At 60.8% G+C, this 20,316-nt stretch carries 25 protein-coding genes and 2 pseudogenes; 20 read left to right on the top strand and 7 right to left on the bottom strand.

Going from position 1 to position 20,316, the window contains the following annotated elements:
- Nucleotides 1-20: 20 nt before the first annotated feature.
- Nucleotides 21-905 (bottom strand): class I SAM-dependent methyltransferase, encoded by an 885-nt coding sequence (locus AC0L3I_RS19690; protein WP_473487308.1) that lies wholly within the window; start codon nucleotides 903-905, stop codon nucleotides 21-23.
- Between the two features lie 226 nt (nucleotides 906-1,131).
- Here AC0L3I_RS19690 and AC0L3I_RS19685 point away from each other — a divergent pair, with 226 nt between their 5' ends.
- The 5 genes from AC0L3I_RS19685 (at nucleotide 1,132) to AC0L3I_RS19665 (ending at nucleotide 4,612) form a co-directional block, all read left to right on the top strand.
- A complete protein-coding gene (locus tag AC0L3I_RS19685) occupies nucleotides 1,132-1,497 on the top strand; it encodes a hypothetical protein (RefSeq protein WP_473487307.1) in 366 nt (121 codons plus the stop codon).
- 304 nt (nucleotides 1,498-1,801) lie between these two features.
- A complete protein-coding gene (locus AC0L3I_RS19680; protein ID WP_473487306.1) occupies nucleotides 1,802-2,101 on the top strand; it encodes a DUF1236 domain-containing protein in 300 nt (99 codons plus the stop codon).
- A 75-nt stretch (nucleotides 2,102-2,176) separates the two neighbouring features.
- The gene (locus AC0L3I_RS19675; protein ID WP_473487403.1) at nucleotides 2,177-2,377 is read left to right on the top strand and encodes a hypothetical protein; all 201 of its coding nucleotides are present in this window, start codon (nucleotides 2,177-2,179) and stop codon (nucleotides 2,375-2,377) included.
- Nucleotides 2,378-3,225: 848 nt separating this feature from the next.
- Nucleotides 3,226-3,525 (top strand): DUF982 domain-containing protein, encoded by a 300-nt coding sequence (locus tag AC0L3I_RS19670; RefSeq protein ID WP_473487305.1) that lies wholly within the window; start codon nucleotides 3,226-3,228, stop codon nucleotides 3,523-3,525.
- A 235-nt stretch (nucleotides 3,526-3,760) separates the two neighbouring features.
- Nucleotides 3,761-4,612, top strand: a complete 852-nt coding sequence (locus AC0L3I_RS19665; protein ID WP_473527947.1) for an ATP-dependent DNA ligase — start codon at nucleotides 3,761-3,763, stop codon at nucleotides 4,610-4,612.
- A gap of 68 nt (nucleotides 4,613-4,680) precedes the next feature.
- Here the strand turns inward: AC0L3I_RS19665 and AC0L3I_RS19660 are convergent, their stop codons facing one another.
- On the bottom strand, nucleotides 4,681-5,334 hold the full coding sequence (locus AC0L3I_RS19660) for an outer membrane protein (protein ID WP_473487488.1): 654 nt from the start codon (nucleotides 5,332-5,334) through the stop codon (nucleotides 4,681-4,683).
- 42 nt (nucleotides 5,335-5,376) lie between these two features.
- The gene (locus AC0L3I_RS19655; RefSeq protein WP_473487487.1) at nucleotides 5,377-5,718 is read right to left on the bottom strand and encodes a hypothetical protein; all 342 of its coding nucleotides are present in this window, start codon (nucleotides 5,716-5,718) and stop codon (nucleotides 5,377-5,379) included.
- Between the two features lie 16 nt (nucleotides 5,719-5,734).
- On the opposite strand from AC0L3I_RS19655, the gene AC0L3I_RS19650 reads away from it, so the two are divergent.
- Entirely contained in the window at nucleotides 5,735-6,004 is a 270-nt protein-coding gene (locus AC0L3I_RS19650; RefSeq protein WP_473487486.1) for a hypothetical protein, read from the top strand.
- Between the two features lie 235 nt (nucleotides 6,005-6,239).
- On the opposite strand, the gene AC0L3I_RS19645 is transcribed toward AC0L3I_RS19650, so the two are convergent.
- Nucleotides 6,240-6,386 carry a hypothetical protein gene (locus tag AC0L3I_RS19645; RefSeq protein ID WP_473487485.1) on the bottom strand — a complete coding sequence of 49 codons (147 nt, stop codon included), beginning with the start codon at nucleotides 6,384-6,386 and terminating at the stop codon, nucleotides 6,240-6,242.
- Nucleotides 6,387-6,627: 241 nt separating this feature from the next.
- Here AC0L3I_RS19645 and AC0L3I_RS19640 point away from each other — a divergent pair, with 241 nt between their 5' ends.
- The 5 genes and pseudogenes from AC0L3I_RS19640 to AC0L3I_RS19620 all read left to right on the top strand — a co-directional run.
- Complete coding sequence (locus AC0L3I_RS19640; RefSeq protein ID WP_473487484.1) at nucleotides 6,628-6,810, top strand: hypothetical protein; 183 nt, start codon at nucleotides 6,628-6,630, stop codon at nucleotides 6,808-6,810.
- A 49-nt stretch (nucleotides 6,811-6,859) separates the two neighbouring features.
- Nucleotides 6,860-7,111: pseudogene (locus AC0L3I_RS19635) on the top strand (hypothetical protein); the annotation flags it as partial.
- Between the two features lie 406 nt (nucleotides 7,112-7,517).
- Nucleotides 7,518-7,757, top strand: a complete 240-nt coding sequence (locus AC0L3I_RS19630; protein WP_473527946.1) for a hypothetical protein — start codon at nucleotides 7,518-7,520, stop codon at nucleotides 7,755-7,757.
- A 77-nt stretch (nucleotides 7,758-7,834) separates the two neighbouring features.
- Entirely contained in the window at nucleotides 7,835-8,203 is a 369-nt protein-coding gene (locus AC0L3I_RS19625) for a GFA family protein (protein ID WP_473487482.1), read from the top strand.
- A gap of 386 nt (nucleotides 8,204-8,589) precedes the next feature.
- Nucleotides 8,590-8,794: pseudogene (locus AC0L3I_RS19620) on the top strand (cation efflux transmembrane domain-containing protein); the annotation flags it as partial.
- Nucleotides 8,795-9,239: 445 nt separating this feature from the next.
- Here AC0L3I_RS19620 and AC0L3I_RS19615 read toward each other — a convergent pair.
- A complete protein-coding gene (locus tag AC0L3I_RS19615; protein ID WP_473527945.1) occupies nucleotides 9,240-9,512 on the bottom strand; it encodes a hypothetical protein in 273 nt (90 codons plus the stop codon).
- Nucleotides 9,513-9,548: 36 nt separating this feature from the next.
- On the opposite strand from AC0L3I_RS19615, the gene AC0L3I_RS19610 reads away from it, so the two are divergent.
- The 8 genes from AC0L3I_RS19610 to AC0L3I_RS19575 all read left to right on the top strand — a co-directional run bounded on the left by AC0L3I_RS19610 (nucleotide 9,549) and on the right by AC0L3I_RS19575 (nucleotide 17,575).
- Nucleotides 9,549-10,769 (top strand): septal ring lytic transglycosylase RlpA family protein, encoded by a 1,221-nt coding sequence (locus AC0L3I_RS19610; RefSeq protein WP_473527944.1) that lies wholly within the window; start codon nucleotides 9,549-9,551, stop codon nucleotides 10,767-10,769.
- A gap of 116 nt (nucleotides 10,770-10,885) precedes the next feature.
- A complete protein-coding gene (locus tag AC0L3I_RS19605; RefSeq protein ID WP_473487479.1) occupies nucleotides 10,886-12,052 on the top strand; it encodes a D-alanyl-D-alanine carboxypeptidase family protein in 1,167 nt (388 codons plus the stop codon).
- Nucleotides 12,053-12,114: 62 nt separating this feature from the next.
- Nucleotides 12,115-12,786, top strand: coding sequence for a dTMP kinase (gene tmk, locus AC0L3I_RS19600; RefSeq protein WP_473487478.1), 672 nt, complete (start codon nucleotides 12,115-12,117; stop codon nucleotides 12,784-12,786).
- Entirely contained in the window at nucleotides 12,783-13,838 is a 1,056-nt protein-coding gene (locus tag AC0L3I_RS19595) for a DNA polymerase III subunit delta' (protein ID WP_473487477.1), read from the top strand. Before tmk ends, AC0L3I_RS19595 begins: the two co-directional genes overlap by 4 nt.
- Nucleotides 13,839-13,919: 81 nt before the next feature.
- The gene (metG, locus tag AC0L3I_RS19590; RefSeq protein ID WP_473527943.1) at nucleotides 13,920-15,473 is read left to right on the top strand and encodes a methionine--tRNA ligase; all 1,554 of its coding nucleotides are present in this window, start codon (nucleotides 13,920-13,922) and stop codon (nucleotides 15,471-15,473) included.
- Nucleotides 15,473-16,267: a TatD family hydrolase gene (locus AC0L3I_RS19585; RefSeq protein WP_473527942.1), complete on the top strand. Its 795-nt coding sequence runs from the start codon at nucleotides 15,473-15,475 to the stop codon at nucleotides 16,265-16,267. Before metG ends, AC0L3I_RS19585 begins: the two co-directional genes overlap by 1 nt.
- Before the next feature lie 3 nt (nucleotides 16,268-16,270).
- The gene (locus AC0L3I_RS19580) at nucleotides 16,271-17,089 is read left to right on the top strand and encodes an MBL fold metallo-hydrolase (protein ID WP_473527941.1); all 819 of its coding nucleotides are present in this window, start codon (nucleotides 16,271-16,273) and stop codon (nucleotides 17,087-17,089) included.
- A 15-nt stretch (nucleotides 17,090-17,104) separates the two neighbouring features.
- Nucleotides 17,105-17,575: a YbaK/EbsC family protein gene (locus tag AC0L3I_RS19575; protein ID WP_473527940.1), complete on the top strand. Its 471-nt coding sequence runs from the start codon at nucleotides 17,105-17,107 to the stop codon at nucleotides 17,573-17,575.
- A 58-nt stretch (nucleotides 17,576-17,633) separates the two neighbouring features.
- Here the strand turns inward: AC0L3I_RS19575 and AC0L3I_RS19570 are convergent, their stop codons facing one another.
- Nucleotides 17,634-18,287: a TetR/AcrR family transcriptional regulator gene (locus AC0L3I_RS19570; protein ID WP_473527939.1), complete on the bottom strand. Its 654-nt coding sequence runs from the start codon at nucleotides 18,285-18,287 to the stop codon at nucleotides 17,634-17,636.
- A 243-nt stretch (nucleotides 18,288-18,530) separates the two neighbouring features.
- Here AC0L3I_RS19570 and AC0L3I_RS19565 point away from each other — a divergent pair, with 243 nt between their 5' ends.
- Nucleotides 18,531-19,478 (top strand): homocysteine S-methyltransferase family protein, encoded by a 948-nt coding sequence (locus tag AC0L3I_RS19565; protein WP_473527938.1) that lies wholly within the window; start codon nucleotides 18,531-18,533, stop codon nucleotides 19,476-19,478.
- Between the two features lie 188 nt (nucleotides 19,479-19,666).
- Here the strand turns inward: AC0L3I_RS19565 and AC0L3I_RS19560 are convergent, their stop codons facing one another.
- Nucleotides 19,667-20,200, bottom strand: coding sequence for a DUF2076 domain-containing protein (locus AC0L3I_RS19560; protein WP_473527937.1), 534 nt, complete (start codon nucleotides 20,198-20,200; stop codon nucleotides 19,667-19,669).
- Between the last annotated feature and the right edge of the window lie 116 nt (nucleotides 20,201-20,316).

The raw sequence follows: 20,316 nt of genomic DNA, 5'->3' as shown, positions 1-20,316 counted from the left end.
ATGCCGCAGAGTCAGCTGCGCTATTTGCGTGCGAGCACGACGTGAGCCTCTTGGGGGACCATCAGCTCTCCTCCAGTTGAATAGATTGCCAGCGAGGAACTTACATCACTCATGATCGCTGCGATGACTGCGTCCCGCTGTCCGGCATCCATTCCGCTGACCAGCCCAGCCTGCGGAGTCGCTGCCAGCTGTAATCGCACATATTCCTTTGACGAGGGGAATCGGATGTTCTGTGTCGTCGTGTGGATGGTCACCTGACGAAATCCCGCCCCGGCCACCAATCGGTAGAGCTCGTCCGCATCGGCAAGTGAATGCTCGGACCGTTTCGTTGCCGAAGCGCCTGGACCGAGGTGTCGATCCAAGGCGTCCACCAGCGCCTTTGCCGCAGGAGTGCGCTCAATAGCGCTGAAAACGCTTAAGGCCAGTCGGCCGTCAGGCACCAGCACCCGGAACATCTCACGTAGCGCACTCGACCGGTCCGGGAAAAACTGCAGTCCGAGCTGGCAAAGAACCAGATCGAAGGTGGAGTCAGGGAACGGCATTTCGAGCGCGCTTCCCTTGTGCCAGTCGATACGCGGTCCAGCGCCTCTCGGGAGTGATCGAGCAACGGCAAGCATGCCCGTGTTGATGTCGAGGCCGACGACCTGCCCACTTCCCATACGCTCGGCCGCCGAGCGTGCCACCACGCCGGTGCCGCAAGCTACGTCCAGAACCCGCTCACCAGATAGAGGCGCGGCACGATCCACGAGGTCGGCAGCCCACAGGGCTGTGATTGCCGGGACCAGGTAGCGCTCGTAGAGTTCCGCGGCGCTGCCTTCCAGCTGCCACTGCTCCTGCTGGCCCACCGCGTCCCTCCCGCACAACAGCCGCTCGGCAAAAGGCCCAATCGGCGCTTTGAGCAGCATAAGCGTGTCTGTCAAACAAGCAACCGGGCCAACCGCCGGTTGGTAGACGTGCGGCCGACGGCGCGCGTAGGATTCTGCGCACCGGGCACACCACCCCCCGCCCACACCCCGTGCCTGGTGAACGACTGACGCGTCTCGCCCGCCGTGCCGAAAGGTGCGGCGGGCTTTTTTGCGTTGTGCAATTCGCTAAGTCAGGTTAGCTCCGCAAGTCCATCCGGAGGGTCACATGCCGATTTATCGGAAAGCTAAAGAAGCTGGCGTCTTCAATCCGTCCGATGTCGCCTTGCTGGGTCGCGTGTTCGACCGGCTCAAGATCGAGGGGCAATCCGAACAGCGGCCCGAAGCGCTCGCATCCCGACTCATTGCAAACTATTCGGCTGGTATTACGGATGAGGACGAGCTTGTCTCGTCTTCCAAACTGCCCTTGGGCGCTAAGGACCGGCTACCGGTTCAGCCTTCAACAGTTGGCGGACTTGGTCAGCCGTTCTTTTCTGCGGACCACCCGCCAAATCGAGGAATGGCGGGTGATCCCCTTATCAGCGCAGGAAGGGACTTAGCTGCGCAGATCTCAAATCGGGCGGCCCCTAGCTAACGATGATCCCTATCGCCCGGAATGCGACGGAGACGGCAAAGACCGGAGCGAGTAACCAGCGAGCTTGGTGGACACTATTCTCCATGGTCTCCTCCGGTGAGCACCTGGCGAGCAACGAGTGACCGGCAGTCGCGGTTCCGGGCTGCACTCGGCCCTCGTCCTTTGCCAGCAAGGTCAGACTTAGGTCCTATCTTTGAGAAGACCGAAGCCCAATCAAGGAACGTTTGCGGCCGCCCGAGGTTGGGTGGGGCTGGCGCGAAGACGATGTCGTGCAGCGCAACAGAACTCACGCAAGGAGGCAATTATGAGAATGCGTCTTTCAACTTTCGCCGCGGGATTTCTGCTGCTGGCAGGTATTGGCGCCGCTACCGCTCAGGACGTTGTCATCGCGCCTGAACAGGAGACGGTCATCAGGGAATATGTGAAGAAACAGCCGCTCGCCTCGGTGAAAATCCCTGGAGTAGAACTCAATATCGGCTCAACCTTGCCCGAGACGGTCGAGCTTCATGAAGTCCCCGACACCGAATACCGCTACGTAGTCGTCGACAACAGGACCGTTGTCGTTGATCCGGGCACACGTAAGATCATCAAAATTATCGACTGACCAAAGCGACTGGGAGCACAGCCCGCCGTGCCGAAAGGTGCGGCGGGAAGTCAGCAAGGGAGGAATGTGATCACCATGTCGAACCGTGAGATTGAAGCGTCCCAGGCGCTTCGAATGCGCGTGGCCGACCTCAATGAGAGGATGCGCGGCGCCCGGATTACCGAAAGTGAACTGAAGACCTTTCAAAAGGTCGCAGCCGTCATGGAGGACGGCAAGGGCAGAATCGATGCCGACGATTTGATTGCCGCATCCTTCGTCGTCGAGCCGCTGGACTAGCCAAACTGGCTTTAGCTCTTCAGAAAGCGAAACGTTGCAATGTCCCTCTCCCCCAGTCTCTTCTCTGTTGGCCTGACTTTCCAATGCCCGCAATGCGACTTCGCCGTCATCAAGAACGGCAGCTGGTTTCAGGTCGTTTCCCATTACAAGTGTGAGGGATGCGGACGCGAGATTCGGATTACCTACCCCGACAAGATTGCTATCTTCCAGAAGCACGCGCACTTGGCCACGACCCCGCCGGGAGCCGCGGAACCACGTTCCGTTCACTCTGGCTAATGTAAGCCGGCCGCTAGAACCGAATTAGCGCGCAAAATTGGGAGTTACTGGCGCTAATCGGGACATCTCAGATCTCATCCTAGATCCCATACCTCAGAGCAATGAAGACCACCGGTGCAAAGATCAGGAAGATCGCCATTACTATAATAACGGCAAGGGCCAGGTTCTCTGTTCGCCTGACAAGGGCAGCAACCTCATCGTCGCTCGACGAAACGAGATCAACCACCGAGAAATCCGTTGGGCTAGGGGTTTGATTGTCGTTTGCGGGTCGCCCTGCGACCTCATCGACGTTCTGTCTGCTTTGGATAAGGGTCACAGTTCTCTCCGTGATTTCGGGTGCCCGCTGTTCGGGGGGCAAACCGCGGGCACCCGGTGAACCACCGATGAAGGGACTTTGCTCGGCGGCCCAATACCAATGCAATGGTAATGTCTTGGTTGCCGGCCCTCAGCCCTATGTCCATGACGCAGGGACTTCAGTCTTACCGCTTGTCGACCATAGCCCAGCGGCGGAACCGAGTGCTGCCCGCCCCGTTTGCCGGCCAATGATAATTCAGAGGTAGGAGAGGTAGTCCATGGCTGGCGATCCAACCGTTCTTAACTCAGGCGAAAATGGCGGCGGCACCCTCATGGGCATCCATTGGTTTCACCCTCCGGTCTACATCGGAACCGACCGACCTGGGTTCACCTACGTATGTACCAATGTCGAGGGCGCCGCGGCGGAACTCATGAAGTGGACCAAGCGGGGACCTAAGTGGAAGGAGGCCATCGAGGCCTGCGTCGCTCTCATTAAAGGCGAGCGCACGCCCGACGATGTAAGAAAGGCGTTCGAGGCCGCTGCCGAGGAGGAGGGGTTGCTACGCTCCACTCATTAAGTTCGAGCGGCCCGACAGCCCCTCAAGGATCACGAGAAGCCGCCGGGCCTAACCGGCGGGGGTATCTTGCGGGGGGCGGTCGCCAGCTGGTTCTACCATAAGCTCTACATGCAACATTGCTAATTTAGTAAAATGGTCACGTTCCGTTCCCCTGGCTGTCAAATCGGATGAGCCTAGAGTCAATTTGGTGCCTAAACGAGTGAGTGCCGACCGCCGGCTAGAATTTATTCCTCCGATGATGCCCATCTTGGTCGCCAAGCCGCCCCAAGGCGATGACTGGATGCATGAAGCCAAATTCGACGGCTACCGCTCCCAGATCATCATCGACGCCGGCGGCGCTCGGATTTTCACCCGCCGCGGACTCGACTGGACCTCCAAATACCGCGACCTAGCTGCGGCGGCGCGAACGCTGGACGTCGAGAATGCCATCATCGACGGCGAGGTCGTCGTCTTGAATGAGGCTGGCCTTTCGGATTTTGCCGCGCTGCGCAAGGCAATCACCAGGCGCCAGCACGACCTCTACTTCGTGGCGTTCGATCTGCTGCATCTCAATGGCCACAACTTGCGCGACATGGCTCTTGAGGATCGGCGGGAAATCCTGGCCGGCCTCATAGGGTCCGACAGCCGCATCCAGTTCAGCGAGACGATGCCAGGCGAAGCTAACGCGATCTATCATCTAATCGACGCGGCCGGCCTGGAAGGGATGGTATCGAAGCGTCGAGACGGCAAATATCGCAACGGCCCGACCACCAATTGGCTGAAAACCAAGTCCTTCACCGAAAGCGCGTTCGAGCTTCTTGGCGTCGAACGAGAGCGGGGCAAGCCGGCGTTTGCCCTGATGGCCGAGCCGGGGACCCGCAAATATGTTGGCAGCGCCTTCGTCAGCGTCAACCGCGAGATGCGGGAGCGGCTTTGGAAGCGCGTCCAGGAACATGCCGGGCCACCGCCCAAGGGCATGCCAAAGCGGCCGGCAACGCAGTGGGTCAAGCCGGGAATCAAAGCTCGTGTGAAGCACCTTCGAGGCGAGGAAGACCTTCGGCACGCGTCGTTGCAGGATTTTTGGGAGGAATCGGCTGACGACGGCTAGGCCGTCAGCTCTTGGTAGGCTGAACCATCAGCCCCAGTTAGCATACTGCTATGCGATTCTTGCCCTTGTCAGAATTTATAGGCAATGGCGGCGCGAACGACGCTGAAGTTCGTCTCCACGTCATAAGGCGTCCCCGGCGAAAAACCAAAATCTTCCTTGCCAAGATCGACGTAGAGATATTCTGCGCGAGCAGTCCAATTGCTATTGAACGCATACTCAAGGCCGCCGCCGACCGCATAGCCTGTCTGGAACTTGCTCTCGCTCGCTGCAAAGACGTGCTCATCAATCTTCACTTCGCCCATCGCGACGCCTGCGGTGAAGTACGGTAGCCAGCGATCAAAGGCATAGCCGACACGGCCACGGATCGTCCCGAAAGCATCCAAGCTTGCTTCAGCGCTAAGCCCGCCGCCGAGGCCTGGCGAGAATTCTTCCTCGAAGCCGAGGTAGTTGATATCGCCTTCAATACCAAAGACCCATTGCCCGTACTGATAGTTCGCACCCACCAGGACACCGCCGGTGAAATTGCTGATGTCGGCGTTTCCGAGAACACCGATGAAGTCGCCGTCAACATCCCCGAAGGCCCCGCCCGCGTTTGCGCCGACATAGAAGCCTGTCCATGAATATGGGAGATCCATGGAGGCCACCGGTTCTACCACATCTGCTGCATAGGCCCCGGTTACGCTCATGGCCGCAGCCAAGAAAATTCCTGAAAAAATCCGCATAAATTCGCCCCTCGGTCAAACCACTCTCGTATGGGTTGTAACTCAAATGTTGAAAATTGCTGTGTCAGAATAGCCACACAGTTGATTAATTAGCATGACCGTTGGTCGCCTTGGCGGTCTGATCATCCACGCCTCTTCATAGAAATTGTTCGCCGTCGGCGCGGTGCTCGAAACAGAACCAGTGCGATGGCTGCCGCGGCTTGGCAAAGCCCCATCCTGCGTTCTTGCCGCAGCCAGGGATCCCAAAATCGGACGCTTTTTCAGCCGGAATAAATCGGGCGGGAGGAACGTTATCTCCTCATAGACGGCGGGTGAGGCAAAAGGGATATTTCGAGACATCCCTTCGTTGAAGCCGCCAGAATGGCTGCGGCTCGTTCTGGCCACTCAAAGGAGTCCAGAGATGAAAACGCACGCACTTATCCTTGCCGTCACATGCGCATCGCTCCTTGCCTTTGCTGGCGTTGCCAAGGCAGACGACCATCTGTTCGATGCCCTTCAGCATGGTCTCAGTCCGGATAGCCAACCCTTCCAGACCAACAAGGCTGGCCACAACGGCGATCTTGCGCCCGGGCAGGGCAGCCCGTTCACCGGTCATGATACACAGACCCCGGCCACGGACACGGAAGCAGCTAACGACCATGCGAATGTAAAGGCTCGCGAGCCGAAGTGATCAGAATCCGACGCGAGGGCCGGCCGCCAATCGGGCCGTGGATGGCATTGGACGAAAAAGGCCGGCGAAACGCCGGCCTTTGAGTCATGAAGCGGTGATCCGGGCCTGTAGTCGTGCTTGAACAGATCCACCGCCCTTTGAACCGTGATGGCCTCGGCCCGTGGGATGTAGAGCGGCCGAACGCGCTCGCCTGTTTCAGGCGCAGTTTTGGCAGGGAGACGGACAACGCTCGACCTCATTCCGCGCGCCCTTCCGGCCAGCAGCGCCACAACTCGCGATCGAGCACGGCGGCCACCATGTCGACAGACGGCGATCGTGGCGCGTCATGCGCGGTCTGGTGCTCTGCGAGGAACACCGCTTCCGGCCTCGGCGAAGCAGGCAAGGGCCGTCTCAATCCAGGCCGCGGCCGCACGAAATGCGGCGCTTTTTTCCGGGGTCGCGAACTCTTTTCTAGACGAATTGCGCAGGTGTTGGCCCCAGCGGTGTCCGCTTGCGCGGCGCCTGAGATTGTTGCCCTCCCGCCCCTGGTCATGCCGCGTGCCCATTTGCGACAGCGTAGGTCGGACGTCGGAACGAAAGGCGGCTCCGCGAATTCTACTGCTAGATAATCGGAATCGTCGCCCATGAGGCTCGCGACCCTCCACCTTGAAACTGCGAGATACGGGGACGTTTATCGCGCCGCAAGGCTCGTGCTGCTAAGGCAGCAAATGATGCGGCACATCAAGCGCACGGACGCCTCGGCGCAGAAAGTCGAGCAAGCGCTGGCCAGGCTGGCTGAAGCCAACGCGCTCACGGACTGGCAGTAGGGCCGCGCTCATGCGCGCCTCCGCAACATCGGCACGATGAGCGGGGGATTCAAAAAAGGTCGAGGCGCACGCCAACGCGGTTGGCCTCCACTTCATGTACTACAATTTTGTCCGCATTCATGCTTCGCTTCGCATGACCCCCGCGATGGCCGCTGGCGTCACCGGCAAGCTTTGGGAGATTGGCGATATCGTGGCGCTGATCGAGGCCAAGGAGGCCGAAAAACCGGCCGCTCGCGGGCCATACAACAAGCAAAAATCTGATATTGTCATTTCCCCCACGTCGGAGGGTTATTATTCATGACCCGTCATTGCATTATGCTGACGGGTGATGGTTGAACGTTGGGAGGTGGCAAATGCGCTTATTCTCTCCATTCGCTCTACGGACTGCTCGAACCCTCGCACTCCTACTGCTGGCTCTCACACTTGCACGCCCAGTCAGTTCGCAAACCACGGCGCCCGACGACACGATCCAAGTCATTGCTCAGCAGCAGAAAGTGATCAGTCAAATATACAAACTGGAAAGGGCCGGCGAGGGGGTCATGTATCTGGAAACTCTTGCGCTTCTCGCAGCCTATGGCGGCTGGACGCGGTGACCCAGAAATCACTTTTGGCAGCAAGAGGATAGAAAACCTTAAGCTTATCGAAGCCGTTGCGCGATTTAAGCTGTCAATCATTTATGCAAAGAAAGCAGTACAGAGAAACAAAGCATGTCTGAGGACGAACTGAAACGGTTTTCAGATATCTACCTTAATGTCGAGACTTTGTTCGCGGTGGCAAATGACGTGCATGACCTGCTTGAGGACGGCAAGATCGACGAAGCCAACGCTCTCTATCGCGACAAATCGATGCCCTTGATAGTCGCGATAAAGGCAGATTCATATACATTGATTTCGAGGTTCGAGGACAAGATTGATAAAGCTGCGCTTCATGCTCGTATCGCCAAGTAGGACGACGGGCGCGCCTCGCGGTCGCGGCGGCCTGCGCGTGTGAAGGCCATCAAAACCGCCAACATATCCCGCTTGGGATGAAGTGGAACGTTTCGCTGCTCCTTACCGTTGAAGCGGGAAGGAGAACGCCCGTGGCCGACCAAAATGTGCCATTTCGATCCGGCAGCTGCATTTGCCGTGGCGTGACGTTTCGCGTAACCGGCGATCCGCTCCGGGTTGGCATTTGCCACTGCACAGACTGTCGCAAGGCCAGCGGGTCGACTTTCTCTGCGTTTGCGGTGTGGCCACTGGAGGCATATGAACAAAGGACGGGCTTCACCGGCACATATGCGGAGAGGAGCTTCTGTTTGACTTGCGGCGGACGTGTCACCTCGATCCGCGACGACGAAGTGGATTATGATCGGCAGCCTCGACGAAGTACCAACGGACCTGACGCCCGAATATGAACTTTGGACATCGCGAGAGCTGGCTTAATCCTCTGCCATCCGCAACGCAGTTCGAAAAAGACAGAGAAGACCCCGGAAAAGAAACCGAGGTGGAACCACCTGAGCAGCCAGATCCCGACGCTGCAACTGAGCGCAATCCGCGTGGCTGACAATCTCGCCGGGCCGGGCCCTAACTTTAGCGACGCCTAGACGTACTGGGCGGTGTTCGGCGCGGCTCAACGCTGCCTCCTCTCAACCCTTATCTGCTGAGGGCCGCGCGCCACACCGAGCACGGTCTCGAGCATGTTTCATTGGAGCGCGGCGCCGAGCCACCGGAGCAATCCAAGGGCGGCAAGTTCCGTCAGATCGTTCCGCTTAAGTAAGGTGCCCTCCGCAACAATGGGATCATGGATTTGAATGCGTCGCTCCGCCGTGCCGTTATCGTCGTGGCGGCCCTCAATCTGAGTTATTTTGGCATCGAGTTCGCCGTGGCGCTGGCCATCGGCTCGGTGTCGCTTTTCGCCGACAGCGTGGATTTCCTCGAGGATACCTCGATCAATCTGCTGATCGCCTTAGGGCTGGGCTGGACGGCCCGCAATCGGGCACGGCTTGCCATGTCCTGTTGCTGGATGGAGGCGATGATTGGTCCCCACACTTATTGCAATTGGATCGGATGGTGTTTCCGGCGTTCGCCAAAACTCCCTATGTCGCTTCCATCGCGTGGATCTGCCGATACTCGCAGGAAACGCCTGGAAAGCAACGCGCGAACATGCTGAGAACGTGCTGCTACGCTTTTTGCAACGCAATGCTACGGTGTCGGAGGGGACGACGCGGCACGAACGGCGCTGGTTGGTCTTCAAATGCTTGACAGACAAGGCTTTGCAGGGACGCTGCGGGATGGCTCGGTATGGCTGGCACCGAATTTCAAGACCGGTGCCTTAAACCGCTCGGCCATCCCTCCATCGTGATTTTTCAATCACTTGGATGCTCGTCCTGATCTCAACTCATACCTGTCGGCACTGCTGCGCCACCCGGAGATCGTTCGCGCTTCATTGCTCTAGTGCGCCCGACGAAGTCCTGTCAACCAGCCGTTGCCTGTTCCTGCCATGGGCGTTTGACGGCGGAACTGAACCAGGACGAACATCGCTGCGCCGAAGATTGAAAAGCGGTGGTTTTTCACAACAATCGCCGGGACGGTTTGCGCCACAATCTCGCCCGGTTCCGACCACAATCGGTTAATACGGTGATAAACAATTCCTGTGCACAAGGGATTGCGAATCAAGGTGGCGCTGGCATTTGTCGAGTGGGTTTTGGCCCTGCCGACGGTCAAGTTGCGGTGCCTTTGTTGAGAGGGGACAATCGAAAAATGCAAAGCACGGCGCGCCCGCGTCTTCGTCGCGCTTCCGCTTTCGCGTTGTTTGCCCTGTCGGCTGCCTTGCTGGCGGCTTGCGCCGCGCCGCCACAGCCAAAGGCGATGGTCAACAAGAAACCCCGCTCCAAGGAATATTTTTCCGAATCCGAATACGGCGTGAAGGCCAGCCCGCGCGTCACCTTCAAGATGTCGGGCCTGCAGCGTGGCGGCGGACGCGACCAGCTCGGCAAGCCCTATCAGGTGCGCGGCAAGTGGTATTATCCGAAGGAAGACAAGCGCTATGCCAAGATGGGTCTCGCCTCCTGGTATGGCGAAGCCTTCCACGGCAGGCTGACCGCTAACGGCGAAGTCTACGACATGACACATCTGACCGGCGCGCATCCGACAATGCCGCTGCCGAGCTATGCGCGCGTCACCAATCTGAAGACCGGCAGCTCGGTCATCGTGCGCGTCAACGATCGCGGCCCTTACCATGACGGCCGCATCATCGATGTGTCGAAGCGCGCCGCCGAAATGCTCGACTATGCCAATATCGGCACGGCCAAGGTGAAGGTCGAATATGTCGGCAGGGCGCCGCTTGACGGCAATGACGATCGGTACCTGATGGCCTCCTATAATCCAGGCAACAGGGTGCCGGATCCGTCGGACGGCTTGCCCACCGGTGTCATGATCGCCATGAATGGACCATCGCCGAGTACGGCGTTGGCCGCCGCCGCTCCATTTCCCGGCCAGTTGACGAATTCCGCATCGGCACAGCCTGTCATTGCGGCGCAGGCGCCGGCCTCCGGCAATGTGACGCTGCCCGATTTCGGGCCGATCGTGCCGGAACGCCCGCAGATCAATCTGCCGGCGCAATCGCCGTTCAGCGTAGCGTCGCTGTCTTACGCGGACGAACGCGTGCAGCGCGCCCGCAATGTCTTTGCCGCGCTGGATAGCGCCGGAATGTCGCCTGCCGAAATCCTTCAATCGTGGAAGCGGCAGGCTCCGTCGCCCGCTGAGTATATCGCGGCGGGCTCATTCGATGATGCCGCCGAGGCGCAGCGTGTGGCGAGCCAGCTTTCCGGCTTCGGCAGGACCGAAATCCAGCGCTCCGAATTCGAGGGCAAGAACTGGTATTCGGTCGATCTCTATCCGGACGGCCATGCCAGCCTGGACGAGATGCTGCAGGCGGCATGGTCGCATGGCGCGCCAGACGCGCTCGTGGTTAGGAACTGACCGGCAAAACCCTGAAGTTTTGCCCTGTTGTCCATCGCGCGGTTGATCGGCCGGGACAAAGCCTGATAGCTTGTAGAGCTTGCCCCAGAAATGCCGGCTGACAGGTCGAACCTCTCATGAAATTTCGCTTCGCCGCGCCTCTCGCCGGGCTCCTGGGTTTTGGCCTCGTGCTGCTTTCGCTGGCTCCGGCCGCGGCGCAGCTTTTCGAAACCAAGTCCGCGCAGGCCTTCATGATCGATGCCGAAACCGGAACGGTGCTGTTTTCCAAGGATGCCGACAGGCCGATTCAGCCGGCATCGCTGGCCAAGCTGATGACGATGGAGGTGGTGTTCAACGCCATCAAATCGGGCCGCGTGACCCTCAACGATACATTCGTGGTGAGTGAGAACGCATGGCGCACCGGCGGCGCGCCATCCGGCACGTCGACAATGTTTGCCAAACTGAAGTCAACGATCCGGCTTGAAGACCTGATCCAGGGCGTGACGGTTCAGGCCGCCAATGACGGCTGCATCATCATCGCCGAAGGTTTTGCGGGATCGGAGGCGAATTTCGCGACTGAGATGACCGAGCGCGCAAGGCAGATTGGCCTCGAAAAATCGACATTCGTCAATGCAACCGGTCTGCCGGCCGACGGTCAGCAGACAACGGTTCGAGAGCTTGCGCTTCTGGCCCTGCATATCTGGCGCGAGTACCCGGACCTCTATCGCTATTACGGCCAAAAGGATTTCACCTGGAACAAGATCACCCAGAGGAACCGCAACCCGCTGCTGGCGATGGATATCGGTGCCGACGGCCTGGCGATCGGCAGGAGCGAGGCATCCGGGTTTGGCGTCGTCGGCTCGGTCAGCCACAGTGGCAGGCGGGTCATTGCGGCGATGAGCGGCCTGGCAAGTGACCGCGAGCGCGCCGAGGAAGCGCGAAAGCTGCTCGATTGGGGCCTTCGTTCCTTCCAGAAGACCGAGATTTTCGCCAAGGACGAGGTGGTCGGCGAGGCCCAGGTTTTCGGCGGTGCGAAATCCGGTGTGGCGCTGAAGGCAAAAGCGCCCGTGGTCATCTTCCTGCCCATCGCCAACCGCGACAAGCTGACCGCCAAGATCGTCTATGACGGGCCGGTTGCAGCTCCCGTGGAGGAGGGACAACCAGTGGGTGCGCTGCAGGTCTGGATCGGTGATACGCTGAGCCAGGAGACGCCGCTTTTCGCGGCCGAATCGGTTGGCGTCGGCACGCTGCCGCAACGCGCGCTCGATGCCGCCAAGGAACTGGCCGTCGGCTGGCTGCGTTAGCACCATGCGTGGATCTTTTCTCAAGTCAGGACTATTACGGTCCCGCAGCATGGATAAGGGCTTTGGCGTACGGATTTTTCATCACCTTCGAAGGCGGAGAAGGGGCAGGCAAGTCGACGCAGATCGAGCGGCTGGCCAGTAAGATGCGCGCCAAGAAATACGATGTCCTTGTCACGCGTGAACCGGGTGGCTCGCCGGGCGCAGAGGCGGTCAGGCATGTCCTGCTTTCCGGGGCTGCCGAGCCATTCGGCCCCCGGATGGAGGCGCTGCTTTTCGCCGCCGCGCGTTCCGACCATGTCGAGCAGGTCATCCGGCCGGCGGTCGAACGCGGCTCGATCGTGCTTTGTGATCGCTTCATGGACTCCTCGCGCGTCTACCAGGGCGTCACCGGAGGCCTCGACCCGGCGTTTATGGGAGCGCTGGAAAAGGTCGCCATCAATGGCATGGTGCCCGACATAACGCTGATCTTTGATATCGACCCGGCCGAAGGACTGCGGCGCGCCACGGCGCGGCGGGGCACCGATGCCGGCGCCGACCGCTTCGAAAAGGAAACACTTGATATCCACCAGCGCCGCCGCGAAGCCTTTCTGGCAATCGCCGCGGCAGAACCCGAGCGCTGCATCGTCGTCGACGCGTCCGCCGACCCCGACACGGTGGAGAATGTCGTCACCGCCGCCGTATTCGCGGCCCTGGAGACGATGACGCCGGCGCACAGGAAGGAGGCGCCGGGATGATTTTCGAACGGATCGCACCAGAACAGCACGACACGCTGGACGGCGTCCCGGAGCCATCCGAGACGCCGCGTCTGGTCGGGCATGGCCAGGCGGCGAACATGCTCGCCACCGCCTATCGCTCCGGGAAGCTGCCGCATGCGCTGATCTTTGTCGGACCGGTCGGCATCGGCAAGGCGACGCTCGCCTTTCACCTGGCGCATCATCTATTGAAGCATCCGGCGTTCGAACAGGCGCCGGAGGTCCTTGCCGTTCCCGATCCGGCGTCATCGCTGTTTCGCCAGATCGCCACCGGCGCGCATCCCTCGGTGCTGCATCTGACCCGCCCGCCGAACGACAAGACGAAGAGTTTTAAGACGGTCGTCACCGTCGACGAGATCCGCAAGGTCAGCCGCTTCCTGTCGCTGACCTCGCATGACGGCAGCTACCGGGTGGTGATCGTCGATCCGGCCGACGACATGAATACCAATGCTGCCAACGCTTTGTTGAAGAATCTTGAAGAACCACCGGCACGCACACTGTTCATCCTCATTGTCCATGCGCCGGGCAGCCTTCTGCCGACGATCCGCTCGCGCTGCCAGATGGTGCGGCTGACTCCGCTCGATGCCGAGAGCCTGATGACGGTTCTGGAGAGCGTCGAACCACCGCCACCGGACGATCCCGCGGCGCGCGCAGCACTGGCCAAGCGGGCAGGGGGCAGCGCGCGCACCGCAATCCTGTTGACGCAGTATGGCGGGCTGGAAATCGCCGAAACGCTCGACGCTCTGGCGACAGCGGGAAAGAGCGATGTTGCCGGCGCCTATCGCCTCGCGGAGGCGGTCGCCGGGCGCGACCGGGCCATCCAGTTCGATATCTTCAATCGCCGTGCGCTCGACCTGCTCTCGACCGGTGCAAGCCAGGCCGCGCTGGCGGGCGATCTGGCGCGGGCGAAAACGCTGTCGGATACTTGGCACGAGGCTTTGAACGCTATATCTGAGACCGACACCTACAATCTCGACAAGAAGCAGCACGCCTTGACCATGATCGACCGCCTGAATTCTGCAATGCGAATGTGACGGCCCATCGGGATGGCAATCGCCGTTTCGATACGATATCTCACCGGCATCTTTCATTCAGACATTCATGACGGCTCATCCATGGCACTCGAAAAATACTACCTCACGACGCCGATCTTCTATCCGAACGGCAAGCCGCATATCGGTCATGCCTACAATGTCATCGCCAGCGACACGCTGGCCCGCTTCCAGCGGCTCGACGGCAAGGACGTCTTCTTCGTCTCGGGAACCGACGAGCACGGTTTGAAGATGCAGCAGACGGCGGACGCCGAAGGCCTGACGCCGAAAGCGCTTGCCGATCGCAATTCGGCGATCTTCCGCTCGATGCTCGAAGCGACCGGCTGTTCGAACGACGTTTTCATCCGCACCACCGAGGAGCGCCACTACAAGGCGTGCCAGGCGATCTGGACGCGCATGGCGGAAAACGGCGACATTTACCTCGACCGCTATAGCGGCTGGTATTCGGTGCGACAGGAAGCCTATTTCGACGAGGCTGAAACCAAGGTCGGCGACGACGGCATACGTCGCGAACCGCTCGGCTCGCCCGTCGAATGGACCGAGGAAGAGAGCTATTTCTTCCGCCTTTCCGCCTATCAGGACAGGCTGCTCGCGCTCTATGAGAGCAGCCCCGAATTTGTCGGACCGGCGGAGCGGCGCAACGAAATCGTCAGCTTCGTCAAATCCGGGCTGAAGGACCTGTCGATCTCGCGCACCACGTTCAAATGGGGTGTGCCGGTGCCGGGCGACGACAAGCATGTGATGTACGTCTGGGTCGATGCACTGACCAACTACATCACGGCTGCCGGTTATCCGGATGCGGCCGATGACAGATGGTCCTTCTGGCCGGCGAACGTCCACGTCATCGGCAAGGACATCGTCCGCTTCCATGCCGTCTACTGGCCGGCCTTCCTGCTGTCGGCAGGGATCGAACTGCCGAAGCGCGTATTCGCGCATGGCTTTCTGTTCAACCGCGGCGAGAAGATGTCGAAGTCGGTCGGCAATGTCGTCGATCCGTTTGCGATGATCGAGCATTATGGTCTCGATCAGGTACGCTATTTCTTCATGCGCGAGGTGCCGTTCGGCCAGGACGGCAGCTATAGCCACGAGGCCATCGTCAACCGCACCAATGCCGACCTCGCCAATGGCCTTGGCAATCTGGCGCAGCGCTCGCTGTCGATGATCGCCAAGAACTGCGGCGGCGTAGTGCCGAAACGCAGCGATCTGGCGGAGGTCGACAGGGCGATCCTCGACCAGGCGGTGGAGGCGCTTGCTACTGCACGCAAGGTGATGGCGGAGCAGGGCATCCACCTAGCGCTGGCGGCGATCTTCGGCGTCGTGGCGGAGGCCGATCGCTACTTCGCCTCGCAGGAACCCTGGGCGCTCAGAAAGACCGATCCGGCGCGCATGGAAACGGTGCTGTGGACGACCGCGGAAGTCGTCCGACGCGTGGCGCTGCTGTGCCAGCCCTTCATTCCGGGATCGGCCGCTAAGCTGCTCGACCTGCTGGCCGTACCGGCGGACAGCCGCGATTTCGTACATGTCCACGCGGACTGTGCGCTGGTATCAGGGGCAGCTTTGCCCGCGCCGGAGGGCGTGTTTCCGCGTTACGTCGAGCAGCCGGACGCGAACATCTGATGTTGGTCGACAGTCACTGCCATCTCGACTTTCCGGATTTCGCAGAGGAGCGGGCGGCCATCGTCGCCCGCGCTGTAGCCGCTGGAATCGGCCGCATGGTGACGATCTCGACGCGTGTGAAGCGGTTCCAGCAAGTGATTGAGATCGCTGAGTCTTTCGACGAAGTTTACTGCTCGGTCGGCACCCATCCGCACAATGCCGCCGAGGAGCTGGACGTGACTGTCGAGGCGCTTGTCCGGCTGTCCGCTCATCGCAAAGTGGTGGCGATCGGCGAGGCCGGGCTCGACTATTTCTACGATCATGCGCCGCGCGATGCGCAGGCGCAGGGCTTTCGCACGCACATCGCCGCAGCGCGCGAGACGGGCCTGCCTTTGGTCATCCATGCGCGCGACGCCGACAGCGACATGGCTGATATCCTCGAGGACGAAACAGGGAAGGGCGCCTTCCCCTTCGTCCTGCACTGTTTTTCGTCCGGGCGCAGGTTGGCCGAAGTCGGGGTGGGGCTCGGCGGCTTTGTTTCCTTTTCCGGCATCGCGACTTTCAAGAATTCGGCCGAGCTGCGCGCCATCGCCGCCGATGTGCCACACGACCGCCTGCTGGTCGAAACCGACGCGCCGTACCTCGCGCCGATACCGTTTCGCGGCAAGCGCAACGAGCCTGCCTATGTCGCGCATACGGCCAAGGTGCTGGCCGAAACGATCGGCGTCAGCGAGGCCGAAATCGCCGCCGTCACCACCGACAATTTCTTCCGGCTGTTCAGCAAGATGCCGCGCCCGACCGCGCTGAGCGCCTGACGCATGAGCGACCGGCTGCGCCTCACCATACTCGGCTGCGGCTCATCGCCGGGCACGCCGCGCATCACCGGCGACTGGGGCAATTGCGATCCGGCCAATCCGAGGAACCGGCGCATGCGCAACGCAGCGCTCATCGAGCGGATCGCGGCAAACGGCGACAGGACCACAGTCGTCATCGATACCGGACCGGATTTTCGCGCGCAGATGCTGCTGGCATCGGTCAGGCGCATCGATGCGGTCGTCTATACGCATCCGCATGCCGACCATATCCACGGTATTGACGATTTGCGCGGCTTCGTGCTCGAGCAGCGTCATCGCATCGATATCCACGCCGACCAGCCCACCATGCTGCGCTTGCGGCAGGCGTTCGCCTACTGTTTTGAAACACCGCAAGGCAGTTCCTATCCGCCTATCGTAGAGCCTCATATCATCGACCACACCAGGCCGGTGGTGATCGAAGGCGAGGGGGGTACCCTCGCCCTCGAGCCGCTGCCGCAGATCCATGGCGATATCATATCGCTTGGTTTTCGCATCGGCGGGCTCGCCTATTGTCCCGATGTCAGTGATTTCCCCGACGCCACCGCCGAACGGCTGCGCGACCTGGACGTGCTGGTCATCGACGCGCTGCAGTACAGGACACATCCGAGCCATCTGTCGCTCGGCCAGGCACTCGGCTGGATCGAAAAACTGACGCCGAAAAAGGCCGTTCTGACGCACATGCATGTGCCGCTCGACTACGCTGCGGTGATGGCCGAGACGCCGGCCGATGTCGAGCCGGCCTATGACGGCATGACAATCGAAATCCCTTATGACTCTGCATGATAGGTTCGGTTCTTCATGGCTGGAAGCATTGATCGTGTGACCAGGGCAGCGGCCGATGCCGGCCTCGAGATCGAAATCACGCGCATGGGTGCCTCGACACGCACCGCCGAGGAAGCCGCCGCGCAATGCGACTGCGCAGTCGCCCAGATCGTCAAATCCTTGGTGTTCCAGGGGGAAACCAGCGGAAAGCTGTTTCTCTTCCTGGTTTCCGGCTCCAATCAGCTCGATCTGGCCAGGGCTGCCGCACTGACCGGCGAGCCGCTGAAGCGCGCCGACCCGCGGCAGATCCGCGACGAGACCGGCTTTGCAATCGGCGGCGTAGCCCCGATCGGCCATCTGATTGCAATCCCGGCGTTCGCCGACGAAACGCTGCTCGGTTTCGATCGCGTTTGGGCAGCGGCCGGCGCGCACGACGCGGTGTTCGCCGCCGAGCCACACGCAATGGTCAGGGCAGCGCAGGCTGTCGTAGCGACGCTGGCAGTCTGAATCGAACGCGCCTGATATCGCAGCCTCGGGGCTGCAGCGAGCGCCGCCCGGCGCACTCCTATTCGGCGGCGATGGCGGTGGGAAGCAGCATGACGTCAGGCGCCGCCGGCGCGAACAACATCTTTACGACGTTTCGGAAGGCGAGGATCTGGCGTTCGAGGACACGCGGGTCGCCGAGCTCCCTCGACATGATGATGCCGCCATCGATCACACAGGAGAACATGATGGCCACGTCTTCGAGGTCCATGCCTTTGCGGGCAGGATAAACGGCCGCGATCTCGTTCAGCGCATCGCGAATCCGCCCGTTCCAGGAGCGTACGGCGGCGGCGGCGATGTCGCGAACGGTGCGGTCGAAGAGGCGCTCCTGATAGGTGAACGTCGCGATCAGGCAGCCGGGGTGGCCGTTCGGCAGATCACCCATCAACTCGGCAAGCAGCTTGAGCGTGATCAGGAACGACTGCAACGGATCATCGGACAATTGCCGGCCGCGGTGAAACACATCATCGAAGATGCGGTCGTTCTCCTCGACGTAGCGCAGCATCAAGGCGCGGGCGAGTTCGTGCTTGTCCTTGAAATGATAGAAGAAGCCGCTCTTGGTGATGCCGGCTTCGGCAATCACCTCCTCGATGGAAGTCGCGCCGAACCCCTTGGCGAGCACCGAGGCCTCGGCGATCTCCAGAATGCGTTCGCGCGTTTCCGCACCCTTGCGCATGACCGAATGCCCTCAAATCTACTGTACCGGCGGTATGGTTTTCACACCCGCCAGCATCGGCACCGATAGCAATACGACCGGCCCGGCGCGGCTATCCGTCTGTAATTGCTGCGGTTCCCGCTTCAGTGGAGTACCGGACCACAAGCCTTCTATCGCACCGGCGGCACGCGCTGCTAAAACTTGGCTATTCCGAACCGGCCGCCACCAGGGCAGCACGATGTCATCTTACCACTGGAGACAAACATGGCCAAGTACCGCCAGAACCTGCCGCAACTCGCCAACAGAACATTCCTGAGCGATGGCGGCATGGAAACGACTTTCATCTTTCACGAAGGCCTCGACCTTCCGCACTTTGCTTCATTCACGCTGATGGCAACGCCTGAAGGCCGGCAGAAGCTGAGGGAATATTACGTCCGTTATCTGACCATTGCGCGCAGAAGCGGGACCGGCTTCATCCTCGACACGCCGACGTGGCGAGCCAACCCCGATTGGGGAACCTTGCTCGGCTACGGGCCGGAAGCGTTGCGGGCCGTCAACGAGAGCTCGATCGAGCTTCTTCTCGACCTGCGCAATGAGTTCGAGACCGCCGAAACGCCGTGCGTCGTCAGCGGCGCGATCGGGCCGCGCGGCGACGGCTACAAAGCCGGCAAGATGGACGCCAACGAGGCGGAAGCCTATCACGCGCCGCAGATCGAGAGTTTCGCGCGGACCGAGGCCGACATGGTTGCGGCCTATACGCTCACCAATTTCCACGAGGCAATCGGCGTGGCGCGGGCGGCCAAGGCGCATGCCATGCCGTGCATGATCTCGTTCACGGTGGAAACGGACGGCAAGCTGGTGACCGGCATGGCGCTCGGCGAGGCGATCGACAGGGTCGACGACGCGACAGACGGTGCGCCGGCCTACTATATGATCAACTGCGCCCATCCAACGCATTTCATGCAGGCGCTGAACAAGGGCGAGCGCTGGCTCGATCGCGTCTATGGCGTGAAGGCGAATGCTTCGGCCAAAAGCCATGCCGAACTGGACGAATCGGAGACGCTCGACGCGGGCGACCCGGACGATCTCGGGCGGCGCTACAGCAGGCTGACAGCCTCGTTTCCGACGATGCGCATCCTGGGCGGCTGCTGCGGCACTGACCACCGGCACATCGCGGCGATCTGCGAAGCCTGCGTGCCGCAAGCGGCGTAGGAGCCTGTGTGCGTCCCAGGAGACGCTACGCTATCAACCGCAGTTCCGCTTAGTTCCAAGGAACAAGGAGTTGCGGTTGGGCCGAATGCATGCAATCAAAACCGCATCTCAGTTCCATAATCTATCTTATGCGACTTCCGGATAGGTGGCCAGATGCAGTCGCGGCTGATGACCGCCCGGCTCGCCGCCTAGCAAGCAGTGCATATGCTGGACCGTGCCTGCCTTGACCATGAACTGGCAAATGCCAAGCTGATCAACGTCGAGTATGCCTTGGATCCGGCTGCTAACGGTCGACCTGTTCGGCTGCCTGCGCTTCGCTTCCGCCAAACATGCCTGGCGGCTCCGCCGAGGAAACCGCCGCCTGCCCTCTGCCGATCATCGCCCGAAAGCGGCTCCTGCGGCGCGGCGGCAGCGGTGCGCCCGACCCGCGGGACAGAACCCGCGCGCCTGGCGCCGCTGCTGCCAAAGAGGCCGCCAAGCAATCCGCCGCCGGCAGACTGCTGTGCCTGTTGCTCCAGTTCTTCGATGCGGGACTGCGCCGCGTTCAGCGCCTGTTCCTGCACAACGATCGTCTGCGCCATGTCGTATGGCGCGCCGGGCTGCCGGGCAATCTGATCGCTGATGAAGCGTTCCGCTTCGGCATCGCGCGGCGGCGTCTGTCGCTCGACGTTCGCAAGTTTCTCGAAAAGATTGCCGATCGCCTGCTGGTCGTTCCTGTCCATGGGAAGCACTCTGACATCCAGGCGCGCCGCGTTCCAAGAGATTTTCGCGACGCGCTTCAAGTCTCTGTTTATGCATGTCGCAGCCCCAAAAACGCTGCCGCGACATGCATTGATTT

This window comes from Mesorhizobium sp. WSM4840 (assembly GCF_055811755.1).
This window is presented reverse-complemented; position numbering and strand designations above follow the sequence as displayed.

Coding starts and splice junctions, on each gene's coding strand:
- AC0L3I_RS19625 (WP_473487482.1), top strand. CDS start 7,835: ATGAAGTGGAACGTTTCGCTGCTCCTTACCGTTGAAGCGGGAAGGAGA.
- AC0L3I_RS19665 (WP_473527947.1), top strand. CDS start 3,761: ATGATGCCCATCTTGGTCGCCAAGCCGCCCCAAGGCGATGACTGGATG.
- metG (WP_473527943.1), top strand. CDS start 13,920: ATGGCACTCGAAAAATACTACCTCACGACGCCGATCTTCTATCCGAAC.
- AC0L3I_RS19650 (WP_473487486.1), top strand. CDS start 5,735: ATGAAAACGCACGCACTTATCCTTGCCGTCACATGCGCATCGCTCCTT.
- AC0L3I_RS19585 (WP_473527942.1), top strand. CDS start 15,473: ATGTTGGTCGACAGTCACTGCCATCTCGACTTTCCGGATTTCGCAGAG.
- AC0L3I_RS19640 (WP_473487484.1), top strand. CDS start 6,628: ATGAGGCTCGCGACCCTCCACCTTGAAACTGCGAGATACGGGGACGTT.
- AC0L3I_RS19685 (WP_473487307.1), top strand. CDS start 1,132: ATGCCGATTTATCGGAAAGCTAAAGAAGCTGGCGTCTTCAATCCGTCC.
- AC0L3I_RS19660 (WP_473487488.1), bottom strand. CDS start 5,334: ATGCGGATTTTTTCAGGAATTTTCTTGGCTGCGGCCATGAGCGTAACC.
- AC0L3I_RS19610 (WP_473527944.1), top strand. CDS start 9,549: ATGCAAAGCACGGCGCGCCCGCGTCTTCGTCGCGCTTCCGCTTTCGCG.
- AC0L3I_RS19690 (WP_473487308.1), bottom strand. CDS start 905: ATGCTGCTCAAAGCGCCGATTGGGCCTTTTGCCGAGCGGCTGTTGTGC.
- AC0L3I_RS19605 (WP_473487479.1), top strand. CDS start 10,886: ATGAAATTTCGCTTCGCCGCGCCTCTCGCCGGGCTCCTGGGTTTTGGC.
- AC0L3I_RS19675 (WP_473487403.1), top strand. CDS start 2,177: ATGTCGAACCGTGAGATTGAAGCGTCCCAGGCGCTTCGAATGCGCGTG.
- AC0L3I_RS19565 (WP_473527938.1), top strand. CDS start 18,531: ATGGCCAAGTACCGCCAGAACCTGCCGCAACTCGCCAACAGAACATTC.
- AC0L3I_RS19595 (WP_473487477.1), top strand. CDS start 12,783: ATGATTTTCGAACGGATCGCACCAGAACAGCACGACACGCTGGACGGC.
- AC0L3I_RS19560 (WP_473527937.1), bottom strand. CDS start 20,200: ATGGACAGGAACGACCAGCAGGCGATCGGCAATCTTTTCGAGAAACTT.
- AC0L3I_RS19670 (WP_473487305.1), top strand. CDS start 3,226: ATGGCTGGCGATCCAACCGTTCTTAACTCAGGCGAAAATGGCGGCGGC.
- AC0L3I_RS19570 (WP_473527939.1), bottom strand. CDS start 18,287: ATGCGCAAGGGTGCGGAAACGCGCGAACGCATTCTGGAGATCGCCGAG.
- AC0L3I_RS19630 (WP_473527946.1), top strand. CDS start 7,518: ATGTCTGAGGACGAACTGAAACGGTTTTCAGATATCTACCTTAATGTC.
- AC0L3I_RS19680 (WP_473487306.1), top strand. CDS start 1,802: ATGAGAATGCGTCTTTCAACTTTCGCCGCGGGATTTCTGCTGCTGGCA.
- AC0L3I_RS19575 (WP_473527940.1), top strand. CDS start 17,105: ATGGCTGGAAGCATTGATCGTGTGACCAGGGCAGCGGCCGATGCCGGC.
- AC0L3I_RS19580 (WP_473527941.1), top strand. CDS start 16,271: ATGAGCGACCGGCTGCGCCTCACCATACTCGGCTGCGGCTCATCGCCG.